23 protein-coding genes are annotated in these 20052 nt (G+C 36.4%); 6 read left to right on the top strand and 17 right to left on the bottom strand.

Annotated features, from left to right (window positions below):
• Positions 1 to 33: 33 nt before the first annotated feature.
• From QYB95_RS08050 to QYB95_RS08035, 4 genes are all read right to left on the bottom strand, one after another.
• The gene (locus QYB95_RS08050; RefSeq protein ID WP_301137799.1) at positions 34 to 441 is read right to left on the bottom strand and encodes a hypothetical protein; all 408 of its coding nucleotides are present in this window, start codon (positions 439 to 441) and stop codon (positions 34 to 36) included.
• Between the two features lie 179 nt (positions 442 to 620).
• Positions 621 to 2099, bottom strand: a complete 1479-nt coding sequence (locus tag QYB95_RS08045) for an aldehyde dehydrogenase family protein (RefSeq protein ID WP_301137798.1) — start codon at positions 2097 to 2099, stop codon at positions 621 to 623.
• Between the two features lie 126 nt (positions 2100 to 2225).
• A complete protein-coding gene (locus QYB95_RS08040; RefSeq protein WP_301137797.1) occupies positions 2226 to 3788 on the bottom strand; it encodes an alkaline phosphatase family protein in 1563 nt (520 codons plus the stop codon).
• A gap of 148 nt (positions 3789 to 3936) precedes the next feature.
• Positions 3937 to 4773 (bottom strand): N-acetylmuramoyl-L-alanine amidase, encoded by an 837-nt coding sequence (locus QYB95_RS08035; RefSeq protein WP_301137795.1) that lies wholly within the window; start codon positions 4771 to 4773, stop codon positions 3937 to 3939.
• A gap of 237 nt (positions 4774 to 5010) precedes the next feature.
• On the opposite strand from QYB95_RS08035, the gene QYB95_RS08030 reads away from it, so the two are divergent.
• Positions 5011 to 5229 (top strand): hypothetical protein, encoded by a 219-nt coding sequence (locus QYB95_RS08030; RefSeq protein WP_301137794.1) that lies wholly within the window; start codon positions 5011 to 5013, stop codon positions 5227 to 5229.
• Positions 5230 to 5288: 59 nt separating this feature from the next.
• Here the strand turns inward: QYB95_RS08030 and QYB95_RS08025 are convergent, their stop codons facing one another.
• Entirely contained in the window at positions 5289 to 5813 is a 525-nt protein-coding gene (locus QYB95_RS08025; RefSeq protein ID WP_301137793.1) for a D-glycero-alpha-D-manno-heptose-1,7-bisphosphate 7-phosphatase, read from the bottom strand.
• Between the two features lie 5 nt (positions 5814 to 5818).
• Entirely contained in the window at positions 5819 to 6304 is a 486-nt protein-coding gene (locus QYB95_RS08020; RefSeq protein WP_301137792.1) for a hypothetical protein, read from the bottom strand.
• 323 nt (positions 6305 to 6627) lie between these two features.
• Between QYB95_RS08020 and QYB95_RS08015 the strand changes: the two genes are divergently transcribed.
• On the top strand, positions 6628 to 7269 hold the full coding sequence (locus QYB95_RS08015; protein ID WP_301137791.1) for a hypothetical protein: 642 nt from the start codon (positions 6628 to 6630) through the stop codon (positions 7267 to 7269).
• A 121-nt stretch (positions 7270 to 7390) separates the two neighbouring features.
• On the opposite strand, the gene QYB95_RS08010 is transcribed toward QYB95_RS08015, so the two are convergent.
• Complete coding sequence (locus tag QYB95_RS08010) at positions 7391 to 7807, bottom strand: DUF378 domain-containing protein (protein ID WP_345783710.1); 417 nt, start codon at positions 7805 to 7807, stop codon at positions 7391 to 7393.
• A 215-nt stretch (positions 7808 to 8022) separates the two neighbouring features.
• Here QYB95_RS08010 and cbpA point away from each other — a divergent pair, with 215 nt between their 5' ends.
• Complete coding sequence (gene cbpA / locus QYB95_RS08005; protein ID WP_301137790.1) at positions 8023 to 8673, top strand: cyclic di-AMP binding protein CbpA; 651 nt, start codon at positions 8023 to 8025, stop codon at positions 8671 to 8673.
• A 66-nt stretch (positions 8674 to 8739) separates the two neighbouring features.
• Here cbpA and QYB95_RS08000 read toward each other — a convergent pair whose 3' ends face one another.
• The 4 genes from QYB95_RS08000 to QYB95_RS07985 form a co-directional block, all read right to left on the bottom strand.
• Positions 8740 to 9570 (bottom strand): carbonic anhydrase, encoded by an 831-nt coding sequence (locus QYB95_RS08000; RefSeq protein WP_301137788.1) that lies wholly within the window; start codon positions 9568 to 9570, stop codon positions 8740 to 8742.
• A gap of 206 nt (positions 9571 to 9776) precedes the next feature.
• The gene (locus QYB95_RS07995; protein WP_301137787.1) at positions 9777 to 10547 is read right to left on the bottom strand and encodes a YqhG family protein; all 771 of its coding nucleotides are present in this window, start codon (positions 10545 to 10547) and stop codon (positions 9777 to 9779) included.
• 69 nt (positions 10548 to 10616) lie between these two features.
• A complete protein-coding gene (locus tag QYB95_RS07990) occupies positions 10617 to 12140 on the bottom strand; it encodes a DEAD/DEAH box helicase (RefSeq protein WP_301137786.1) in 1524 nt (507 codons plus the stop codon).
• A gap of 202 nt (positions 12141 to 12342) precedes the next feature.
• Positions 12343 to 12813, bottom strand: coding sequence for an SRPBCC family protein (locus tag QYB95_RS07985; protein ID WP_301137785.1), 471 nt, complete (start codon positions 12811 to 12813; stop codon positions 12343 to 12345).
• Positions 12814 to 13582: 769 nt separating this feature from the next.
• Between QYB95_RS07985 and QYB95_RS07980 the strand changes: the two genes are divergently transcribed.
• Both QYB95_RS07980 and QYB95_RS07975 read left to right on the top strand, forming a co-directional pair.
• Positions 13583 to 13747 (top strand): aspartyl-phosphate phosphatase Spo0E family protein, encoded by a 165-nt coding sequence (locus tag QYB95_RS07980; RefSeq protein ID WP_301137784.1) that lies wholly within the window; start codon positions 13583 to 13585, stop codon positions 13745 to 13747.
• A gap of 358 nt (positions 13748 to 14105) precedes the next feature.
• On the top strand, positions 14106 to 14498 hold the full coding sequence (locus tag QYB95_RS07975) for an RDD family protein (RefSeq protein ID WP_301137783.1): 393 nt from the start codon (positions 14106 to 14108) through the stop codon (positions 14496 to 14498).
• Positions 14499 to 14550: 52 nt separating this feature from the next.
• On the opposite strand, the gene prpE is transcribed toward QYB95_RS07975, so the two are convergent.
• Positions 14551 to 15342, bottom strand: coding sequence for a bis(5'-nucleosyl)-tetraphosphatase PrpE (gene prpE / locus QYB95_RS07970; protein WP_301137782.1), 792 nt, complete (start codon positions 15340 to 15342; stop codon positions 14551 to 14553).
• A gap of 126 nt (positions 15343 to 15468) precedes the next feature.
• Here prpE and QYB95_RS07965 point away from each other — a divergent pair, with 126 nt between their 5' ends.
• Complete coding sequence (locus tag QYB95_RS07965; RefSeq protein WP_301137781.1) at positions 15469 to 15972, top strand: GNAT family N-acetyltransferase; 504 nt, start codon at positions 15469 to 15471, stop codon at positions 15970 to 15972.
• A gap of 148 nt (positions 15973 to 16120) precedes the next feature.
• Here QYB95_RS07965 and QYB95_RS07960 read toward each other — a convergent pair whose 3' ends face one another.
• The 5 genes from QYB95_RS07960 to QYB95_RS07940 all read right to left on the bottom strand — a co-directional run bounded on the left by QYB95_RS07960 (position 16121) and on the right by QYB95_RS07940 (position 19999).
• On the bottom strand, positions 16121 to 16576 hold the full coding sequence (locus QYB95_RS07960) for a helix-turn-helix transcriptional regulator (RefSeq protein ID WP_301137780.1): 456 nt from the start codon (positions 16574 to 16576) through the stop codon (positions 16121 to 16123).
• Positions 16577 to 16816: 240 nt separating this feature from the next.
• Complete coding sequence (locus QYB95_RS07955; protein ID WP_301137779.1) at positions 16817 to 17479, bottom strand: MOSC domain-containing protein; 663 nt, start codon at positions 17477 to 17479, stop codon at positions 16817 to 16819.
• A 160-nt stretch (positions 17480 to 17639) separates the two neighbouring features.
• Complete coding sequence (locus QYB95_RS07950) at positions 17640 to 17789, bottom strand: YfhE family protein (protein ID WP_301137778.1); 150 nt, start codon at positions 17787 to 17789, stop codon at positions 17640 to 17642.
• A gap of 204 nt (positions 17790 to 17993) precedes the next feature.
• Positions 17994 to 19058 (bottom strand): branched-chain amino acid aminotransferase, encoded by a 1065-nt coding sequence (locus QYB95_RS07945; RefSeq protein ID WP_301137777.1) that lies wholly within the window; start codon positions 19056 to 19058, stop codon positions 17994 to 17996.
• 266 nt (positions 19059 to 19324) lie between these two features.
• Positions 19325 to 19999: a GNAT family N-acetyltransferase gene (locus QYB95_RS07940; protein WP_301137775.1), complete on the bottom strand. Its 675-nt coding sequence runs from the start codon at positions 19997 to 19999 to the stop codon at positions 19325 to 19327.
• Positions 20000 to 20052 lie beyond the last annotated feature (53 nt).

The following is a 20052-nucleotide window of genomic DNA, read 5'->3' as shown; positions in this document are numbered from 1 at the left end:
AATGGAGCCTATCTACCGTGTGGAAGGGCTCCATTATTTTTCTTTTCGTTCATTTAGTATATCCTGAATAATTTCGATATGAGAAGCAGCCCAAGCCTTTTCACGAAAATGAAGAAATAAACTAAAAGTAATCCCTCCAATATATATGATTACAAAAATTAACCAATACTTACTTCCCTGTGCGAATAAAATTTCTTGTAAATTATTTGAAAAAATCAAAAACAAAAATGGAATTGATGAAACATACACAGGAATCATACCCGAACCATTCTTTTCTTTAATCAATCGATAAAAAATCAGCTTTAATAGCTCACTATCAACGGATTGATAAAAATCTCTCACTTCCTTCATCTCTTTTAGATACTTTGAATGAGGTATATTGGCAGGATTCTTTTTCAAATGGCAATAAATCTTATGTGCATCGCCCCGAAACAGGTTCACTGTAAAACTTCCTTTCGAAATGAGGAGCTTGGAATGGATACTAATTTTGAAGCTACTATTTAGACTGTGAGACTTCGAGCAGAATATACAAATTAAAGCCATATCGCGTGAATTAAAAAACTTCTGCAAGTTTTGCAGAAGCTTAACAAAGTTAATTTATTTTCAATCTTACTTGATATTTACTCAGGTATATATGGTAACTCAAGGTTGTTCGGTAAATTGATTACGTGTGTTTCTGTATAAGATTTAATGCCATCTTCCCCATATTCGCGCCCAACGCCGGACTGTTTCACTCCTCCGAATGGGAAGCGAACATCAAGTCCCTGAACTGCTGCTGTATTAATCATTGTTGTACCCGCTTCTATTCGGCGGGCAACTTTCACTGCATGCTCCTCTTCTCCCCAAACAGAGCTTGTTAACCCGTAAATGCTTTCATTATGAAGATTAATCACTTGCTCTTCGTCATCAAAAGGAAGGATTGGAACAGTTGGACCAAATTGTTCCTCAACCACAATTGGGTCACGATAATCCGCACCAAGGACAAGAGTTGGTTGCAGGAAATAGCCATTGTCCATAAGTTCCGGATTCAGTATTTTCCCGAGGGGAATTACTTTAGCCCCTTTACCTTTCGCGTCCTCAATTAGACTTTGTACATATTGTACCTGGTTTTTATTATTAACAGGACCAACCGTTACATCCGGATTAAATGGATCTCCAACCCGGATCCATTTGTTTGCTGCTTCAATATATTTTTCCACAAATGCATCAAAGATGGAACGGTGCACATATACACGCTTGGCAATCATACAAATTTGACCAGCCGTCAAGAAGTTAGAAATAACCATTCTCCGTAATGCACGTTCATCATTCACATCAAAATCTTCCAGTACGATGGCTGCATCATTGCCTCCAAGTTCCAATGTCATTTTCTTGATTGTATCCGATGCTGCTTTCATGATATGTTTGGCTGTCTTTGTTCCACCTGTAAAGGCAATTTTCGCCACCTTTTCATTCGATGTTAGTTCCACGCCAACTTCTGCATCACCATTTACGAGATTTAGTACACCAGGAGGAAATTCATCCGATATTATTTCCGTTACCCGGCTAACAGCCAATGGAGCTAATGGACTTGGTTTTAGCACCATTGTATTCCCTGTTAATAAAGCAGGTGCAATTTTTATAGTGGATAATGAAATGGGATAGTTCCAAGGCGTTATGGCAGATACCACTCCTATTGGGTCATGGGTGATAATTGTTTTGCCACTTTCATGTTCCTTAGTTTCAGGTGCAGTTACTTTCTTGACATGATCACAGGCAAATTCCATCCACATAAGGGAAATGGCAATTTCTCCCTGTGCATCATATAATGCTTTTCCATGCTCACGAGATAATAACTCAGCAATTTCGGGTGTCGCATCCTTAATTTTCTGAATAGCTGACTTCATTCGATTAATTCGGTCCTCAACGTCTGTCCATGCCCAGGACTGGAATGCATCATATGCAGCATCAATTGCTTTTATTGTCTCTTCCCTTGTATTATTCGGCGCATAACCGACAATTTCTTCAGGATGTGTTGGATTTTCACGTTCTATTTTCTTTTCCGTCTGTATTTTCTCGCCATTTATAATCGCATTTACCGTGATAGGTTCTTTAGCCACTGTCTTTCGTACCTCCAATTTTTAATTCCTATAATCACTAGTATGAAAACTCATTCCCAGAATTATTCAAATGAATAATCTTTATAAGCATACAAATAGCAAACAATTGCAAAATTGGTGTGCAATTTACCTAACGATTCCCATTATCCATTCCTTTATATCCACAAGACGGTTATACTTTGGTTGTGTGTTGGTCCCAGTAAAAATTAAGGGAACAGTTGAATCGATCTTATGCAGAGAACCGTGTGCCCCTCCCCCTGCGTGGTCATGACTATGTTCTTCTATAAATTCAAAGGAGGGTTTAGCATCCACTATAACGAAATCGCCTTCATGAGAATTCAGCGCCCCATAAAGTCTAGCAAGCCCATCCGGATAAGCATCATATTGAAGTAGGCCATCTGTCGATAATGATAGATCTAAAATCGATAAATCACCATCCAAATCCCAATTTTGATTATATATATCTTGGGATTGTCCTTCTTTTGAGAATGAAAGTATCGTTTCCCGTTCTGGATTTATTACATAATTGATATCTTTGTCTTTCCATGCTATCAATCCAATACGCTTATCTGTTTTTAGTTTTTCAATAATCGAGTTTATATTGATAGTTTCATCATTCAAATTGATATAGGCCATACGTTCATTAATTGCAATGGCTAATTGTCCTTCGCGGTTATCTCCGCTCCAAAATGAATAATCCTTTAGTGTTTGGTTAAGATCAATTAACCCCTTGTCCTTATCCTTTTGAATGACGGATTGTGCACTATCCCCCATTACAATCCATGTTACTTTTTCCACTGCTTCCTCCCATGAATCGAAAAGATTAAAGAGTTCTTGAATGGATTGGTCTAATTTTTCAATCTCACTCCCCTCTTCGGTTCCTTTTCTATGCACCTTTGCATCGAGATCCGGCAGATAAGCAAGCGTGAAAGGAGGCAATTTATTGTGGTCAATTAAATATTTTAACTCGTTAATAGTAAAATCATTATTTACACCCAAGCGGTTCCAAATAAATTTATGCTTGTTGTTATCTGGATTATATTGCGATAAGGCACCAAGTGACATAATCCTTGGTCCACTTACCTTAATTTCACTGGGAAGCAACTGCACGACCGATAGCATCTTGGGTACGTTCAATTGATGGGGCTCATTGCCTCTAAAAATCAACCCATTTATTGATGCAGATGGAATTTGAGCTTCTTCAAGCTCTTCATAAATGGTTTTCACCCCACTGCTTAGGTGATCATTATTTAATCGGACAATACTATCTCTTGCTACATTTTTCACGCCATTGTTCCATATTTCCCTCATACCGCTACCATAGCTAATCATCCTGTTCCCCTGTTGGCTAAACCAAATAAGCCCAGGTATTTTATGTTGGTCAGGGTAGGTACCGGTCAAGATGGTACTGTCGATGGCGACGGACATGGTTGGATATGAGCTGATCATATCCGGGATATATCGTCCGTTCCTTATTAAAAAAGACAAAGCCGGTGCGCTGCCATCATTTACTGCTTCTTTGAGTGGTTCACTCATTAGGGAATCAACTGTAAGCAGAATGACCGGCTTTGCAGAGGACTGAATTTCAATTCCACTCATTTTTTTTGTCGGTGTCATAGAAATCGATATGACAACGAAAGCGAGCAGAAAGAGGACAACGAATACGAAACCCACTATTTTTCTTTTCATGTAATCACCTGATTTAAATTAAGATTATGTTTGTTATTATGCGTGTTAATCATACAGTTCATGTGTACATAAAAAAATCTGAATCTAGTCGATACTAAATTCAGAGTAAGAAAGTTACAAAGGCCAATTTTAAAGCCTTTTATTTATTTTATTCTGGCTCAACTTTCAGTTGAATTTCACCTGACGCTTTTCGGTATTCAACCTCTGCATACTGCTCCCTGGTAAGTGGACGGTTCGGATAAATATCAGTTAACAGACCAATTCTTGTAGCCCACTCCCACTCTTTTGCATGGGTGGCAAGCGGTTCACGTTCTTCTAGCCCAATAAGCCTTTCCAACTCTTGAATTCTCCTAGCCTGGGCATCTATTAAACGTCTTAATTCCTCATATTGTGCCATCGACAATTCCTCCCTATTTTCCGGAAACACTCTAGACAATCCAACAAACTTCGCAAGTTTTTGCGCGACAGCTCTACCGGCACTTGCCAAAACGGCATCTTTTCTGAGTTTGGTGATATCGATCAGACTGTCCATAAAGCCGCCTTCAATTAAAATTGCGGGCATGGTTGTTTCACGGACAATGTGCAGATTACCGCGTTTTATGCCACGATCTCTAAGACCATAAGAGGTAACGACTGCAGGATGGATTGCATTTGCCAACTCAATACTTCGAGGTTGGGGGTTTGTATGAATAAAGGTCTCTACACCAGTATGATTTCCCCAACGACTCCCTAATGCATTGTGATGAAAGGAAATATAAAAATTAGCTGCCCAATTATTTGCCCCATTTGTACGTTCTCTTAGCGGAACATCCCTTTGACCCGTCGGATCATCAAACCTTCTAGTCATTACGCCTTTATAAAGAGCCAATTCATTTGCAAATGCTCGGGCAACTTTATCGTTAAATGACCATTCCCTTTCACCATCCGGCGTCCGTTTACCTGCTGTATGGAATCCATGCCCGGCATCATAACCAACTTTAATCAATTTTCATCACCCTTGGAAATAGTATATGCGAAAGGTTTTTAACTGCCAGAAAACATTCTGGTGTAAAAATACAATCTATTAATTAAATATGGATAAATGATGTAAACAGAGACAACAATTAAAAATTTACCATTATTGAAATTCTCGATATTTATTTCTCTTTTTACATTTTTCTTCCTTCTACAATTCAATTAGATTCATAGAATGTAAGTATATTTAGTTGAAGGGAGATAGATTATGTTCGCAGTGCATTTTTACGAACGAAACACACTTTTCATTAGTAAATTATTAAATGAAGTTCCTGCAGTTGGTTCAGAGGTAAAACTCAAGGGCCGAAAAGGTAAAATATCGGAGGTAACTGAGGTAGAGGAAAATAAATATCGTGTACAAGTAGAATTAGAAGTGGTTAAGAAGGCTTCTTATGTGGATCCTGTTGATAAAAAGAAAAGAAAATAAGCTGTATATTTCTCAACCACTTTTAATTGGTACAAAGTGGTTGATTTTTTTAATGATCTCTACTTGGCATCTTCAATAATCCAATCTGCGGCCATTGCCAAATCCGGGAATATTGCGTCCGCTAACGGGTCGCTTTCTCCTAGGAAAACGGTTTTGGTTCCAGCTTTTTTCCCGGCAAGGATATCGGTATCGGTATCTCCTACCATATATGATCTCGCTAAATCAATCTTGTACCTTTTTCCTAGATCTACAATCATTTTACTGCCAGGTTTTCTGCATTCGCAGCCTGCTTTTGGCTTATGTGGGCAATATGCTACATCATGGACTATAGCACCAGATTTTTTTAATTCTTTGATCATATGCTCATGAACCTTGATAAGTTGGGCTTCTTTCATAAATCCTAGCCCTACGCCTCCCTGATTGGTTACCACAAAGACATAATCAAAATAAACATTTAATTTCTTTATAGCTTCCGGTACACCAGGCAAAAAATAAAGATCCTTTGGTTTATTTACGAATTTAACGCGATTTGTCAGTACTTCATTGATTACACCATCTCGATCTAAAAAAACACCCCTTTTCAAATCAATCACACCCTCTTATTCACTTCTCTATTTTTGCTGTATCCGTCAATCCATTTTTGGATTTTTAACGTAAGCTTCTGTTTCGTCAAGTAAGTTTTTGTGTTAACTAATATTACTTTAAATAGCCTTGCAATATTGGAAGGAATTTTTTTAATTTCGACATCTTTCAGCTTCTTCGCCAACGTTATTAGATTTCCTTTTATTTCTCGCCCGTTTTCCATCACTTCTACTGTAAAAGTTTCCATTAAGGTAGCAAGCCAGACGGTTAAGAGAAGCATCGTTATAACAATATCCAGTATTTGTTCAATAGGGGCGCTAGTGTCCACTGTGAAGATCATCTTGAATAAAAAGAAAATAACACCAAAGCCGGTTGTAACGGAAGCGTTATACAGAATGTAATTATATGAAATTTTTGTTCCCAGATAATACATAACAAGAGCGATTGATAACATTATAAGCAAACAAATCAGCAATAGATAAGGGTAACTCATAAATTCACCTCTTTTTCCAATTTTATATATTATTAACCAAAAAATGGTTTTTCATTCCCATGCAAAAAAGCATTTTGACTTACCTGCCCATGACAGTAAACTGCTTACTTTTACAAGACTTCAATTATTGCTATTTACCAAAAAATTTTCAATATAGTTACATATCCAAGCTGAATTGACACAGAATAGAGATGGTGATGACTAATTTCATCATCTTTATGTTGGGAAAAGTAAGGCATTGAAAAGAAACCAAGGTGGTGAGCTATATCTATTCTTTTCACTTCCCTCTTATCTATTAACTTAAACAATTAGGAGTGAGTATATTGAAAAAACATAATAGGCTTTGGATTGGTTTCCTTGCCGCCATTCTTTCCATAGGATTGTTCGGGGCAAGCATACCATCAGCACAAGCTCATGAAGACATGCACAAATTCCACGAAGAGTATGATCAATTAGATAGTGAGACCAAAGCAAAAGTCGATGAGGTTTTAAGCTCATTAAAGAACGATTTAAAAGGAATGGGGATAGAAGTTCCTCAGTCTAAATTCCATGAACAACTAAAAAAATTAGATAAAGAAACACAGGGCAGAGTAACAGAAATTTTCAAACAAGTTAAAGAAGAGAAAATCACGAAAGAAGAAGCAGATAAACAACTTGCAGAACTAGGTATTGAGCCTCCGGAACATAGAGACTGCAAAGTTTTTGAAGACCTGGATGAGGAAACAAAAGCAAAAGTAAAAGCCATATTTAAAGATAAAAAAGAGGGGAAAATAACGAAAGAAGAAGCACATAAACAACTTGCGGAACTGGGGATTAAAGTGCCGAATCATCCAATGAAAGAAAGCTTTGAAAACCTGGATGATAAAGCAAAAACAAAAGTAAAAGAACGTATAGAACAAGCAAAAGGCGAACTTGAACAACTAGGTGTAAGTCTCCCTAAAAAATTCGAATTCCTGACGAAATAAAAAAGGTTGGTTTGGTATTCTCAATAAGAGGGTACCTTTTTTTATGCATGAAAAAAGTATAGACAAAGGAATATTGGCTTTGTCTATACCTTGAGATGATCAACCATTTATAAAAACTAACTTAAACAAGGTTATTCTTGTCACTTTTACCCTTACCATCATTCTCATATAATTCAGTAGCTCGATTGTTTCGAACTTCTGGATTATCCGATGATTTGTCCAGGTCTACAGTTCGACTTTTCTGTACTTCCGGAAAGTCGGCTTCTTCGCCAAACTCAGTCTGATAATTCATATTTGTGTATGCATTGCTATGGGTATTGTTAGCAACTTCTACATCATTTTCGTCATAAGCCTTAAATAACAATGGGATACTCAGTAATCCGGCTAATCCGACTAAACTGTAAATAATTCTAGATAAAGCTGAATCCTGACCACCAAAAAGTGTTGCCACAAGATCAAATTGGAATAAACCAATCAATCCCCAGTTAATTGCACCAACAATGACAAGAACTAAAGCAAGTCGGTATATAATTCCCATGTTTCCCCTCCTATGATAATTTTTTTGAAGTACACAATCTTTTTAATATTGTGTTCACTTATCTTTTGCAATTTCTTTTAATTTATACACTCAAATATGTATATCTCTAAATGTGTGTTCATAATATAAAATATACTGAAATTCATTTGCCTAAATTTACACTTAAGTTTTAATTAGTATAGAGATGGCTGCAAGATAGAAGGGACGACTTTGAAATGATTATCAAACAGAGATTATTAAAGAAAAATGATGTCGTATGGTGTAAAGAATCGGAAACTAATTCCCAAGTATTGGAGAAGCTGAAGACTTCCGGTTACCGTTGCATCCCTATTTTGGACGATAGTGGACAAAAGTTTGTCGGAAATGCTTATAAAGTATCGATTCTGGAGCACATGCTGGAGCATGAAAAAGAAGAAATACCAATTGCCGATCTAGCCCGGGACCAAGATGGGACAATTTACGAGGAAAGTTCATTCTTCAGAAGCTTTTTTTCCATTAAGCGTTTGCCCTATCTAGCTGTTCTGGATGAACAGCAGAATTTCGCAGGAATTCTAACTCATTCAAAGGTATTTGAATTATTGGAAGAAGCTTGGGGCTATAAAACAGGGAGCTGCGCATTAACAATTGCTTTACCTGACACAGAAGGAATTTTGACAAAAGTACTGACGCTTGTTAAGAAAAAAACTTCAGTTCATAGTGTCTTTACCATTGATGATGATAATTGGTATTTAAGAAGAGTGATTCTTACGCTGGGAAAAGATGCCCATCAACCGACGATCAAAGAAATTGAAGAATTACTTCATAAAGTCGGTGCCCGTTTAATCGATGTCGAAATATTCAATATTGATAAATTTTCAAAAGAATAGAATTCCTCCACTTCGAAAGAGATAATTAAAAAACGCGATGGGAACATTTTCCCGATCGCGTTTTTGCTAGTTAAGATTAAATTTATAAACATCTCGGCCATTTAATTCTTGTATCGGTCGATTGTTTTGCAAAAATATTGAACTGAATCGATTAATCTGGTCATCCGACATTTCAATTGGCTGCTCCAAGATAAACCAATTCACCCCTTCAGTACACGGAGGCGCTGTTATAGAGCCCATATATTGATAAACGCTTTTTTGTTCAGGTAATAGCAATTGCAGGTCGACTGGATTTTTCAATATCTTTGCAGCTTCATCACCATCTGTTGGTATCTCATCCCACATCTCAGCTAATACAAGGTTTTCTTCTCCACTTTCAATGAACAATCCGATGATTGCCATTTCCCCTTCTTCTGATTTGTGATACAAATGAGCCTCCATATCAAAATATTGCCCATTTAATTGGTGTTCACTTGGTGAATGAAAATGAATACCCGTTAATTTATATTCTTTATCATTAATCAATAAGGAGTTTTCAAGGGTTGTTGAATTTGCCTCTATAGTATGCCCAATATTCTCTACAGTGAAAATCGCCTGATCGTAATTTAGTGAAATTTGTTCCGCTAATTTCACTGCTTCCTGTTGGTCTGCCGTTTCTTTTATTTCAATGTTGATAGGAGACTGAAGTTCTCCTCTGCCACATGCTTCATAATTTGAATTTACATTTATCCATTGTTCAGGGCCGGTCTCACCTGTGTAGGACCAATAAACGTCAGCTGCAGTCAATTGTTGTTCATTTTCAACAGGCGCCTGCTCAGTCGTATCAATTGCAAAGTATCCGATGACACCAATTACAACAGCAATTGATAACAAGGCATAGATGTACTTTTTACGCATGATTCATATTCTCCTTTAATTGCTCTTTTCTATCAAGTTAGCCAACTTAGAAGCCTTTCTATTCACAATAGAGAAATTTAATTATCGAAAACCAACTAAAAAAACGCTCAGGAAATAGACCTGAACGTTGACAAAAGCTCACATGCTATGCTGAATTCCTGACATGCTTTTTCAAGCCTATCTTGTGGCTCCGTCGAAAGGTTCATTTAATGCAAATAGAACAACCCACCATTGATGATTTCGACTTTTATACGGGGGTTAAATCTTTCTTTCAGACCTTTTTTTTCAATTTCGTAGCTTTCCGGCTTTTCCTCAACCCCATCATAAAAGAAGTCTAGTACTTCCAATTCTTTTGCCCATCTTTTTTTTGCTTCCTCAGCCCATGAATGATCATCATTTTGTATGATGTTTTGGATCATGCCGTCCAGACGTTCCAATGCTCTTGCCGGTTTAATGATATATTGTAGACAGAAGCTATTCTCAGGGATATTGCCCTTCAGATCCAGCTGACTGACAAATTCGTGAAAATGATCCTCTATGTCACCGTTGATTAGATTAATCCCCAGCGAATAAAGGACTTCTTTCGTTTGATCACAATAATAAGAAACCTTGTAATTTACACAGAAATAAGGCGTCAGCATTTTACGATCATTACTCTGCTGATACATTTGCACAAAGGAGCCTAGTTCCTTCGTTGCTTTGAAAATTTGATGTAGCCTGCCTGAACCGAAGTGAATGATTTCACCAATGAATTGATTTTGCACTTTCGTACGATCGGTAATTAAATTTAATCGGGCCGGATTTGCTGGACTGTTCGTCGCTTCTATATATTGCCAATAAAATGGGCGGTTCATTATTCTTTTATCCATATCGGCAGTTAATTGAACAGAAAGCATATAACCTTCATCCGAAAGCAGCTCACAATCGGTCTCCTTAAAAAATGTTCTTAAATAGTCATGAACCTGTTCTGCATACATCCTATGCTTCCTCCTTTTGTTCACTCACTATCTTTGCTTATGTTTCTTCAGTTTGTCTTTTGGTTTTCCCTACGCTTTCCGCGTTAGTATATCATCCAAATCCCCGACTACTTTTTCAAAGACATCTATTTTACTACCCAATAAATCCAGGATTTTCTGTTCGATGGTATCCTCAATTGCCAAATTGTAAATATGCACGTCTTCTTCTTGTCCCAGACGGTGCACACGTCCAATGCGCTGTTCGAGTTTCATTGGATTCCATGGCAGATCATAATTGATAACATGGTGGCAAAATTGAAGGTTAATCCCCTCGCCGCCGGATTCTGTGGCAATTAATACCTGATCTCGTTGACGGAATAGTTGCTTAACCCAGTCACGTTTACTTTTACTAAATTTCCCGTTAAATAGTACACTTGAAATTCCTTTTGTATACAAGTACCACTGCAGGTATGCTTGCGTAGCACGGTACTCTGTGAAAATAATTACTTTATCGTTTGCTTTTTCAATTATTTCTATTACTTTTTCGGCTTTTGAATTGATTTCGAGCTTCATCAGCTTCGCTAGTATCTCTTCGATATATTCACTTTCTTCGTTTGTAACGCACTTTTGAATCATTTTATTGAGCGTCAAAAATGTTGCTTCTTTACTGCTGCACATTTCCTTAAGCAGCGTTACCATTGTGAAGGAACTAGAAAAGACTGCCGACACGGATTTTAATGCACCGATCATTTCATAGACTTCTCTTTCCCCAGGCGTAAACTGAATTGGTATTGTTTCAACCTTTCGGCTTGTCCATTCAATACCGGTATCTTGTCTTCGGTTTCTGACCATCACCTGGTTAACTAGCTCTTTTAGATATTTTTCTCCATCCGTCGAATTTTTCGTAGTTGAAAAGGATGCCTGGAATGATTCATAGTTCCCCAGATGACCCGGCTTTAATAATGAAACCAGATAAAAGATTTCAAAGACATCATTTTGTATCGGCGTAGCAGTTAATAATAAACAAAATTTCTTCTTTAAACTTTGAACAAACTCATAGATTTGAGTCTTATGATTTTTAAGTTTATGGGCCTCATCTATGATAATCATGTCATAGTCCTGCTCGTATATTTTTTCGCGATGCGGACTTTTTTTTGCTGTATCCATACTCATAACCACTACATCATAATGCTCGATCGGCGTATTTTTTCTATAGGCAATGGCCGGAATAAAAAAACGCATGTTCAACTCTGTTACCCATTGATTTTGCAGGGAGGCCGGCACTAAAATTAGAACCTTTTTTACAATTCCGCGAATCATATATTCTTTCATGATAAGTCCGGCTTCAATCGTTTTACCCAGCCCTACTTCATCAGCTAGTATCGCTTTTCCATTCATTTTTTCGATGACAGTTTGCGCTGCTTCAACTTGATGGGGCAACAATTGTATATTTGTCAGAAATTTCGGTGCTTGTAATCCTGAAAACTCGGGAATGAGATTCATCTTTTCAATTTCATAGCTCTTGTTATAAAGTGTCCAACTATCCCATGGACCATCTTGCTCAAAACGTTGGATAAAGTCCTCTCGCCAGTTTGAAGACCTTTCAATAATCATAACAACACCTCGCTTGTTGTACCTTTTATCTTGTCCAAAAATTAAAAACATATGAATATTAATAATAAGAAGGATAGACTTTTTTGAATAGTATTTAACATGAGTAAAAAGGTTGTTTTTTGAAGTTTGTAATTTGGGGAATTGCATTAAATAGAGCTGTAGTGCTGTTTGGGACTAAAATGAGGAAGCGGGCAGTGTAAAACTACCCACGGTTTTTTATTTTTTGCGCTTCTGCTTCTGCCACTTTTTTTACTTGTTCCACAAATTGAATAACAACCTTATTGGAACCCAGCATTACAAGTGGCTTTAAAAACCATTTCAGCGGCTTGTTGGTGGTTGAGTAATTAAAATAAGTCGTATCAAACCCGATTTCTTTTAACTCGTATTGTGCTGTAATTTCAAACATGTTAGCCAAAGTAAAACCTACTTTCAGCCTCTTATAGTTATTTTCATTAACATAATCCAAGGTTACTATTTCATATTCTTGTACGCGATTTCCTTCACGGTATTTTTGAAGATAAACACTGCCGATTTTTTCAGTTGTAAGTTTAAGCGGTTCATGCGCTATTACTTGCGGCATAATTTTTTGCATCTCCGCCAAATTGCCGTTTAACAAATTCCATACTTGCTCAATTGGCGCTTTTATCTCAATATCCTTTGTCCAAGACTTCATTTCTATCCTCCACGTTAATTTATTTCGTCGAACCCCTATAAAATATTTTTTTAATCGTAGCATGACTTTACCATAAAAGATAATTCTTAAGGGACATTAAATTCTATAAACTCTTGCATGCTTCAAGTACTTGTTTCCTTCTTTAAAAACTCCCTAAGTATATAAAAAAAGAAAAATATTGTAAATTTTATACCAATCTATTAAAATATTCTAGTACACCCTTTGTATACTATTTTATACATTCTATATCACTACATAGACTTTTGCATTTTCAAAACTATCATAATCTATTAACAAATGAAGAATATTAATGGAAAAGATTAATTTTTCGTACAAAATTGATATTTTAATATAGTAAGCAGGCCTTAGATTTATTAAATTCCAACAGAAATAAATCGTTTTATTTATTCATATTTCAACCTAATCTTTTCCAAAAAAATCGTCATTTTTCGAGCTTGTGTCGACTAAGAAAATCGGCATTTAGACAAAATAATTTGACTTTTTCCCCAAAGCAAAATCAAGTCTTGAATATTCCTATTACTAGGAAATATCAATTGTTTACTTGATTTACGCAGCGAAAAAAAATAGCTGCTTCTTTATTAATAGATGTATATATAGAATATTTGTATAAAATGTGACAAATTTGTGAATTTCCAATTTTCAACCACGAACCGACATAATTTTCAGATCAAGTAATATACAATTACTAAAGTAAAAACAAATTATATTAAGCGATTAATATAATACAAATTCATGGGGGACTACTAGAATGCGAAGTAGATTTTACAGACAAATATTAAAACTATTAATTGAAATGAAAAGAAAAGATATGTATAAAAAAGCTAATAATTTAGGCTTTACACATCCAGAAACTGTTACCTGCAGCCAAGAATTAGACGCATTGCTAAATATCTATGGCCATAAAGCAGCTTAAGGGTTAAGGAGGAATTTTTATTAAGACAATACAGTATAAATCCGATTATGAACCCAGTTAGACAAGAGTTAATCTGTCTAACTGGGTTTATATATTTTCCAGAGTCTATTTCCGCTTAAATGATCCACTGTTCCAGGCTTCCTCCCATTTTATATAAATCTATCCAATATAATTTAATCCTCTTTTATAATCTGCACCAATACAGAATCTAAGCATAAGTTTATCTGCCCCATTTTCTTGATTATTAGTACCTTCCATATTTAGAATCAAACTTGTATTTCCTAAAAGTATTGAAACTTTTCAACAAGGCAATACGTATAAAAAGAAAGATTGCACACAGAGGAAGGGAGTGACATTATTGAAGGCCATAACAAAAAAACGAAGAAATGCCTTTTTAATTGATTTAGCAATATCAGGGGCCGTAAACGCAGGCGTAGAATATTTGTTAAGAAAGAAGATAAAAAATGAAGCTTTCCACGCACTTGTAACGCCAACTGCTGTATTATGGACACTCGAGTATGTACAATTACGCAAAAGCGGGCAAACTCTTGGATACAAAGCTGCAGGACTAGTAATGGAAAATGCCAGCGGAGCGGACATTACCCCTGCTCAAATTGTCAAACGCATGGCCTACCGTGATTTGATTGGTACTGTAGACTATGTTTTTAGAAGAAAATCCTTCGAGGGGCAGAATGGTGAAATACTTCCCCATGATCGAGTTGCCGGCACCGTTGTGAAAGAAGTAAAATAACCGATAAAAGAGTCACCACCAAGCTAATAGCCTGTGGTGACCCTTTTTAGTTTCAATCTCTTCTTCCTATGGGATTATCCGCCCCAACTTTACCTGAGTAGTTTTTCAATGCATGCACAAATACAAAATCTTTTTCAGGGTATCGGTAACAAGTCAACTTTCCGCCAAAAACAGCACCTTGGTCAATATTAATGGTATTATTTATCACCATCGGTTCAGGTTTTGGGTCATGCCCCCATACAATGAGCAGTTCCCCCCTATGTTCCTTAAACCAATCTCGTCTAATGGGCTTTCCCTTTTCATCCATTCCGGCTACATCACCGTATCGGCAAAAATCTTTGATTCTTGAATTTTCCTTTCCTATGAAATCATCTTTTATTCCTGCATGCGTACAGACGACCTTTTCATTTCCCTCATCTGTAATGATAAAGTGAGATGGGGCTCCCATTAATAAGTTTTTGAGCTTTTCTTTTAAAACACTTGTTTCTTTTGCACCATGTTTCTTCTCGAATTGCTTAAACTCTTCTTCAACTTTTTCATCACCATGTTTCATTTGAACTTTCCGACCATCCAGCCAACGTGCGATTTTCCACCCGTGATTGCTATCAATCATATAGGCAACTCCTTCTTCCACATGTCTTAAAAAGAACAACATGCATTCAATCGATTGGGGCCCCCTACTCATCACGTCACCTAATGATAGGATTTTCCGTCCCTCAGGATGAACATATAGACATTTTTCATTCTGTTCATAACCTAATTTCTCAAGCAATGTTATGAACTCTTCATAGCACGCATGGATATCTCCTATAATATCCAAACCAGAACCTAATTCAATTCGCATAACTACTCGCTCCCCTTTGCAGCATTCTTATTAGTATAACTAAAATAGCAGTTTTTCTGCATTGAAATTCATTCGCCGCGACATTTACTAAATATGGTAAACTTTTAAAGTAAAGGAGTTGTTAAAGTGTTAATTCGAACAATAGAAGTAAAGGATACTGCAAATTATTTGGAACTAAACAAAGCAATTGATGAATCGGGCTTCATGCTATATGAACCTGGTGAAAAACAAATTTCTTATGAACAACAGAAAAAGATTATAGAGAAAATCTTGGCAGATAAAAACTCAACAATGTTAGTTGCAGATTTAGATCATCAACTTATAGGCTTTATCGCGGCCATTGGAAATAACATAAAGCGAACAAAACATCGTGCTACCGTGGTAATCGGAGTTAAGGAAAATTTTGAAGGGAGAGGCATTGCCTCACAACTATTCAAGCATTTGTTTAAATGGGCCAAGAAATCTGGTATTACACGTTTGGAACTAACTGTAATCAAAGATAACCATAAAGCTTTTAATTTGTACCGAAAAATGGGTTTTGTTTTAGAAGGAGAAAAGGTAAATTCGTTGATGATTAACGGAGAACCAAGGAATGAATATTATTTATACAAATTATTAATAAATGAATAATAACCATAGCTTAATTCCCTAAATCTAATCCTGTTTTGGCCATTCTTTTAGGTTTACCTGCGGGGTTTAAAACAACTTAAAATTAATAAAAGAAGTTTTGTAGTAGAAAGCAAAACTTCTTCATCCATTGTATAGAAAAATGAATTCTTTATATTGTCTTTTCAATGTCTTTCCACATTTCTTGTGCTACTTCCGCATCAAAAGTACTGAATAATCGGTAATTCTCTTCGTCTAAAATCCGAAAATGTTTACTTATCAAATTTCTTTGAAGTTTGAATCCTTTATACTCATCGATATTCTTCCACATAATATGGCCGCCTAAAGTCTTTTCTTGCGGTCGAATCGTTACATCTTGAACAGTAAGTTCAATGATCTCAATAGGATCGCCACCAAAATGCTTTCGTAAAAGTTTACTCTCTCGGAATAACGCACAAATTGCTATGGTTGTCGTCCAATCTGCCAATGCTCGGCCTTTTTCAACTTGAATGATGGTTTTCTTAGTCACACCCACTATTTCAGCCATCTTATCCTGCGTATAGCAATTTTCCTTTCTTAATATTTTTAGATTATCTGAAACAATTTGGATAATAAAATCTCGATCCATTGTATCACCCCAAAACTTTTTAACTAATTTTCGTTTTTCGACATTTTTTATGCAAAATCTTCTCATAATATAGACTATAAAAACGACAAAAAGGTTACAGTTTTTCTGAATATTTTAAATTCCTACTTTTAATTAGTTCTTTCCTACTAATACCCATCAATAAAAGGTGTAGACAAAAGTTGATTATCAACTTCGTTTACACCTGTTTAGGATTACGTTCTCAAACTGCAACCCATTTATTTATGCTGTAGTAAATTTTGATAATCTTTTCGTCATATACCCTTTCCACTTATCTGCAAGTGCCTCGACAGAAAGTAGAGTTTGCATTGCTTCTATATCAGTTGGACGCTGGAAATACACTTCATTGGCCCATAAAATTGATATCTCTTTTGGATCTTTCTCAATTAAGGTGATTTTAGAATCACTTCGTACCTTTCCTTCTTTAAGTACTCGGCAAAAATAGCCAGTGAGTCCTGTATCTACCATACAGTTCATCAAAGTTGGAAGACCTGTCCGTTTATTGATTGTGCTGCAAGGTACTCGACCTTGTGCTATCTGAACGACTGCATCACCAAGCTGATAAATATCTCCTATACATATATCCGATTCCAGCATGTTTGTAACAGTGATATTCTCACCGAAAGCCGAAGCTGGCAAAGACGTCCCAAATTCCTTTTCCCATAGTGCATAATGTTCATAAGGGTAGACACATACAGCCCGATCTGGTCCACCATGATGCTTTAAATTCGCCACTCCATCTCCCGAAAATCCGTCCTTGGTCAACAAGGCCTCGTCAACGGATTCCTTGCAGATTCCCGTTTCTAATAATCGGTCATTTTCATAAGTCATAGTTTTCGGTAACCCGATAGAAAAACTTTTTAAAATTATTTCTTGTTTTGTCATCCGGATAGTACTCACTTTCATATTTTTCTTATTTGATATTTAAATTATAATGTATCATCTTAACAAATGGTAGTTATTGGAACGGTGGCTGCTTTTTAGGAATATAGAACTTTACCAAAAAAATAAACTCCAAAGCAGTCGACTACTTTGGAGTAATGAATTATAAATTTTTTTTACGCTGATTTTGGTTGTTCTTTTTCGTTGCGTTGTCCGCGCGTTTAAATTCATCGTGGTACAGAACTTCCTGAGTTGCCGTCAATTGGTTGTCTTGAACTGTTAATTGCTCATGTGGCTGCTTATGCTCCTTCATGTGTAAACACTCCTCTCATAATTTAGTCATTGTATAGTTTGACCTTTGTTTTCATTGATATTCCTACTGTAAAAAAAGGATAGTAAAAAGAGCTTAAAGTTTTTCAAACCATAGTTCCGCTCATGTTGTATGGCTGGATTTTTGACTTTTAATACAAAACAAAAAAACGCGTAACAGCTAAAAGAGCTGCCCGCGATTTTGTTCTTATAATCGAATCGTCCATCCAAAACTATCTTCTATGGATCCATATTGAATACCTGTTAATGTATCATATAACATTTGGGAAATTTCACCGATTTCACCGTTATTGATCGTCATTTTATCATCAAGATATTTTAACTCTCCAACCGGAGAAATTACTGCTGCCGTACCAGTACCAAAAACCTCTTCCAGTGTACCATTTTGGTATGCTTCAACTACTTCATCAATCGTAATTTTGCGTTCTTCCACTGGAACACCTCTAAATTTTAAAACTTGTATCATGGAGTCGCGTGTTATTCCAGGCAAAATACTGCCGTTTAACGCTGGTGTAACTACCGTTCCATTAATTTTAAAGAAGATGTTCATACTGCCTACTTCTTCTATATATTTGTTTTCCTTGCCGTCCAACCATAACGTTTGGGCATAACCTTCACGGCTTGCAATTTCTTGCCCTTTTAAGGCACTTGCATAATTTCCACCCGTTTTCGCTTCCCCTGTTCCACCTTTAACTGCACGTACAAACTGCTCTTCTACCATTATTTTGACTGGGTTAATGCCTTCTTTATAGTATGAACCAGACGGAGACATAATAATGATAAATTGATATTTTTTTGAAGGATGTACACCTAAATTAGCTTCTGTCGCAATAATAAAGGGACGAATATATAATGAAGTCCCTGGAGCACTTGGAATCCATTCACGGTCCACTGATACCAATTGCTTTAACCCTTCCAAAGCTAACTCTTCATCGATTGCTGGTATACAAAGACGTTCATTTGATCTATTTAACCGTTTAAAGTTTTGGTCAGCTCGGAATAATAACGCCTCTTTATCAACAGTTACATAAGCTTTTAAACCTTCGAATACAGATTGACCATAGTGGAAAACCATCGCCGAAGGATCTAGTGTAATTGGTTGGTACGGTACAATACGGGCATCGTGCCAACCAATACCGTCCGTATAATCCAGGACAAACATATGGTCGGAAAAGTAATGGCCAAAACCCAATACATCCGATGCAGGCTTTTCTTTTGGATTTGTTGTTAACTCTGTTTTAATGTCAAACATTTTTTTGCCTCCGATATTCATGAAAATTCAGAAATTTTATATAATAAACTTCTCACTGTTAATATTACACTTTTTTAGCTAACATACTAGTCTTAAATATTAAAAAATTCTGATAGAAAATTCAAAATTCTGCGCACTTGCGATAAAATTAGAATTTTTCCTAGGTTTTTAATAAAGATATACACCAGCCTATTGAAATTTTTCCGGCAAAAAAGAGAAGCCGGAAAAATTCTTTCCGACTTCTCTTTCTACTGACTTTCCATCGTCTATAAAGGAAGCAAATTTAATGTCTCTTGTTTTTCCAAGTTCGCAATCATTTCAAGCCATTCCTGAGGTTTATTTGGCAGTACCGAGTAATAAATTTTCAAGAAATCCACTACCAACGAGGCTGGGATTTCACTTAAAGCATCATCTGTTGGCATGAAACAGAAATCCAGTCCTGCTACCGCCTCTCCATCATTTTTCCATGATGGATGAACATATGGGAAATCAATACGTTTGTAGCCTAAATGGGATAGTACTTCACGACGAACGAAAGGATTCATGGGCATCACGCCTCCAAAGTCGAAATGCTCTTTCATCAAGTAGGGATTGTAGATTTCTGCAAAGCCGCCCTTTAACACTTCGCCTTGTTCTTCTGCTAACCTCATTAAGTCCTTTTGACGTTCTTGAGCTAAAAAACGTCCAATAGAAAGTCCGGGCTTCCCTATAATCGTAAAGTCTGTCATCGAAATAGACCATCCAGGATAATAGCGGTATTCCGTAGCACCCACTACCTCTCCTTCATGAACAGCGACAAAAACCCGAATTCCCGGATCCTCCAACGGCTCCTTCCAAAGTTCAAATTCCAGTACCTCTTCCGGAGGGAAAACTTCTCCCAAAAGTGTATGTAATTTAGCAAATAAAGGATCATTTATGTCAGTAATACGAATAAATTCCATCTTCAATGCCACTCCTTTTGTAATTTAGTTAATAGAAAAGATATCTTACTTAT

The sequence above is a fragment of the Ureibacillus aquaedulcis genome, from assembly GCF_030418165.1.
Lineage (GTDB): Bacteria > Bacillota > Bacilli > Bacillales_A > Planococcaceae > Ureibacillus > Ureibacillus aquaedulcis.
Note: the sequence above shows the minus strand (reverse complement) of the source record. Positions and strands in the feature narration are given on the sequence as shown.

Excerpts from the sequence above, each read along its gene's own strand:
- QYB95_RS07950 (WP_301137778.1), bottom strand. The coding sequence starts at position 17,789 with ATGAAGGAGCATAAGCAGCCACATGAGCAATTAACAGTTCAAGACAAC.
- QYB95_RS07985 (WP_301137785.1), bottom strand. The coding sequence starts at position 12,813 with ATGAAGTCTTGGACAAAGGATATTGAGATAAAAGCGCCAATTGAGCAA.
- QYB95_RS07955 (WP_301137779.1), bottom strand. The coding sequence starts at position 17,479 with ATGACAAAACAAGAAATAATTTTAAAAAGTTTTTCTATCGGGTTACCG.
- QYB95_RS07945 (WP_301137777.1), bottom strand. The coding sequence starts at position 19,058 with ATGTTTGACATTAAAACAGAGTTAACAACAAATCCAAAAGAAAAGCCT.
- cbpA (WP_301137790.1), top strand. The coding sequence starts at position 8,023 with ATGATTATCAAACAGAGATTATTAAAGAAAAATGATGTCGTATGGTGT.
- QYB95_RS08010 (WP_345783710.1), bottom strand. The coding sequence starts at position 7,807 with ATGGGAATTATATACCGACTTGCTTTAGTTCTTGTCATTGTTGGTGCA.
- prpE (WP_301137782.1), bottom strand. The coding sequence starts at position 15,342 with ATGCGAATTGAATTAGGTTCTGGTTTGGATATTATAGGAGATATCCAT.
- QYB95_RS07960 (WP_301137780.1), bottom strand. The coding sequence starts at position 16,576 with ATGGATCGAGATTTTATTATCCAAATTGTTTCAGATAATCTAAAAATA.
- QYB95_RS07995 (WP_301137787.1), bottom strand. The coding sequence starts at position 10,547 with ATGTATGCAGAACAGGTTCATGACTATTTAAGAACATTTTTTAAGGAG.
- QYB95_RS08020 (WP_301137792.1), bottom strand. The coding sequence starts at position 6,304 with ATGAGTTACCCTTATCTATTGCTGATTTGTTTGCTTATAATGTTATCA.
- QYB95_RS08030 (WP_301137794.1), top strand. The coding sequence starts at position 5,011 with ATGTTCGCAGTGCATTTTTACGAACGAAACACACTTTTCATTAGTAAA.
- QYB95_RS08040 (WP_301137797.1), bottom strand. The coding sequence starts at position 3,788 with ATGAAAAGAAAAATAGTGGGTTTCGTATTCGTTGTCCTCTTTCTGCTC.
- QYB95_RS07990 (WP_301137786.1), bottom strand. The coding sequence starts at position 12,140 with ATGATTATTGAAAGGTCTTCAAACTGGCGAGAGGACTTTATCCAACGT.
- QYB95_RS08000 (WP_301137788.1), bottom strand. The coding sequence starts at position 9,570 with ATGCGTAAAAAGTACATCTATGCCTTGTTATCAATTGCTGTTGTAATT.
- QYB95_RS07940 (WP_301137775.1), bottom strand. The coding sequence starts at position 19,999 with ATGGAATTTATTCGTATTACTGACATAAATGATCCTTTATTTGCTAAA.
- QYB95_RS07980 (WP_301137784.1), top strand. The coding sequence starts at position 13,583 with ATGCGAAGTAGATTTTACAGACAAATATTAAAACTATTAATTGAAATG.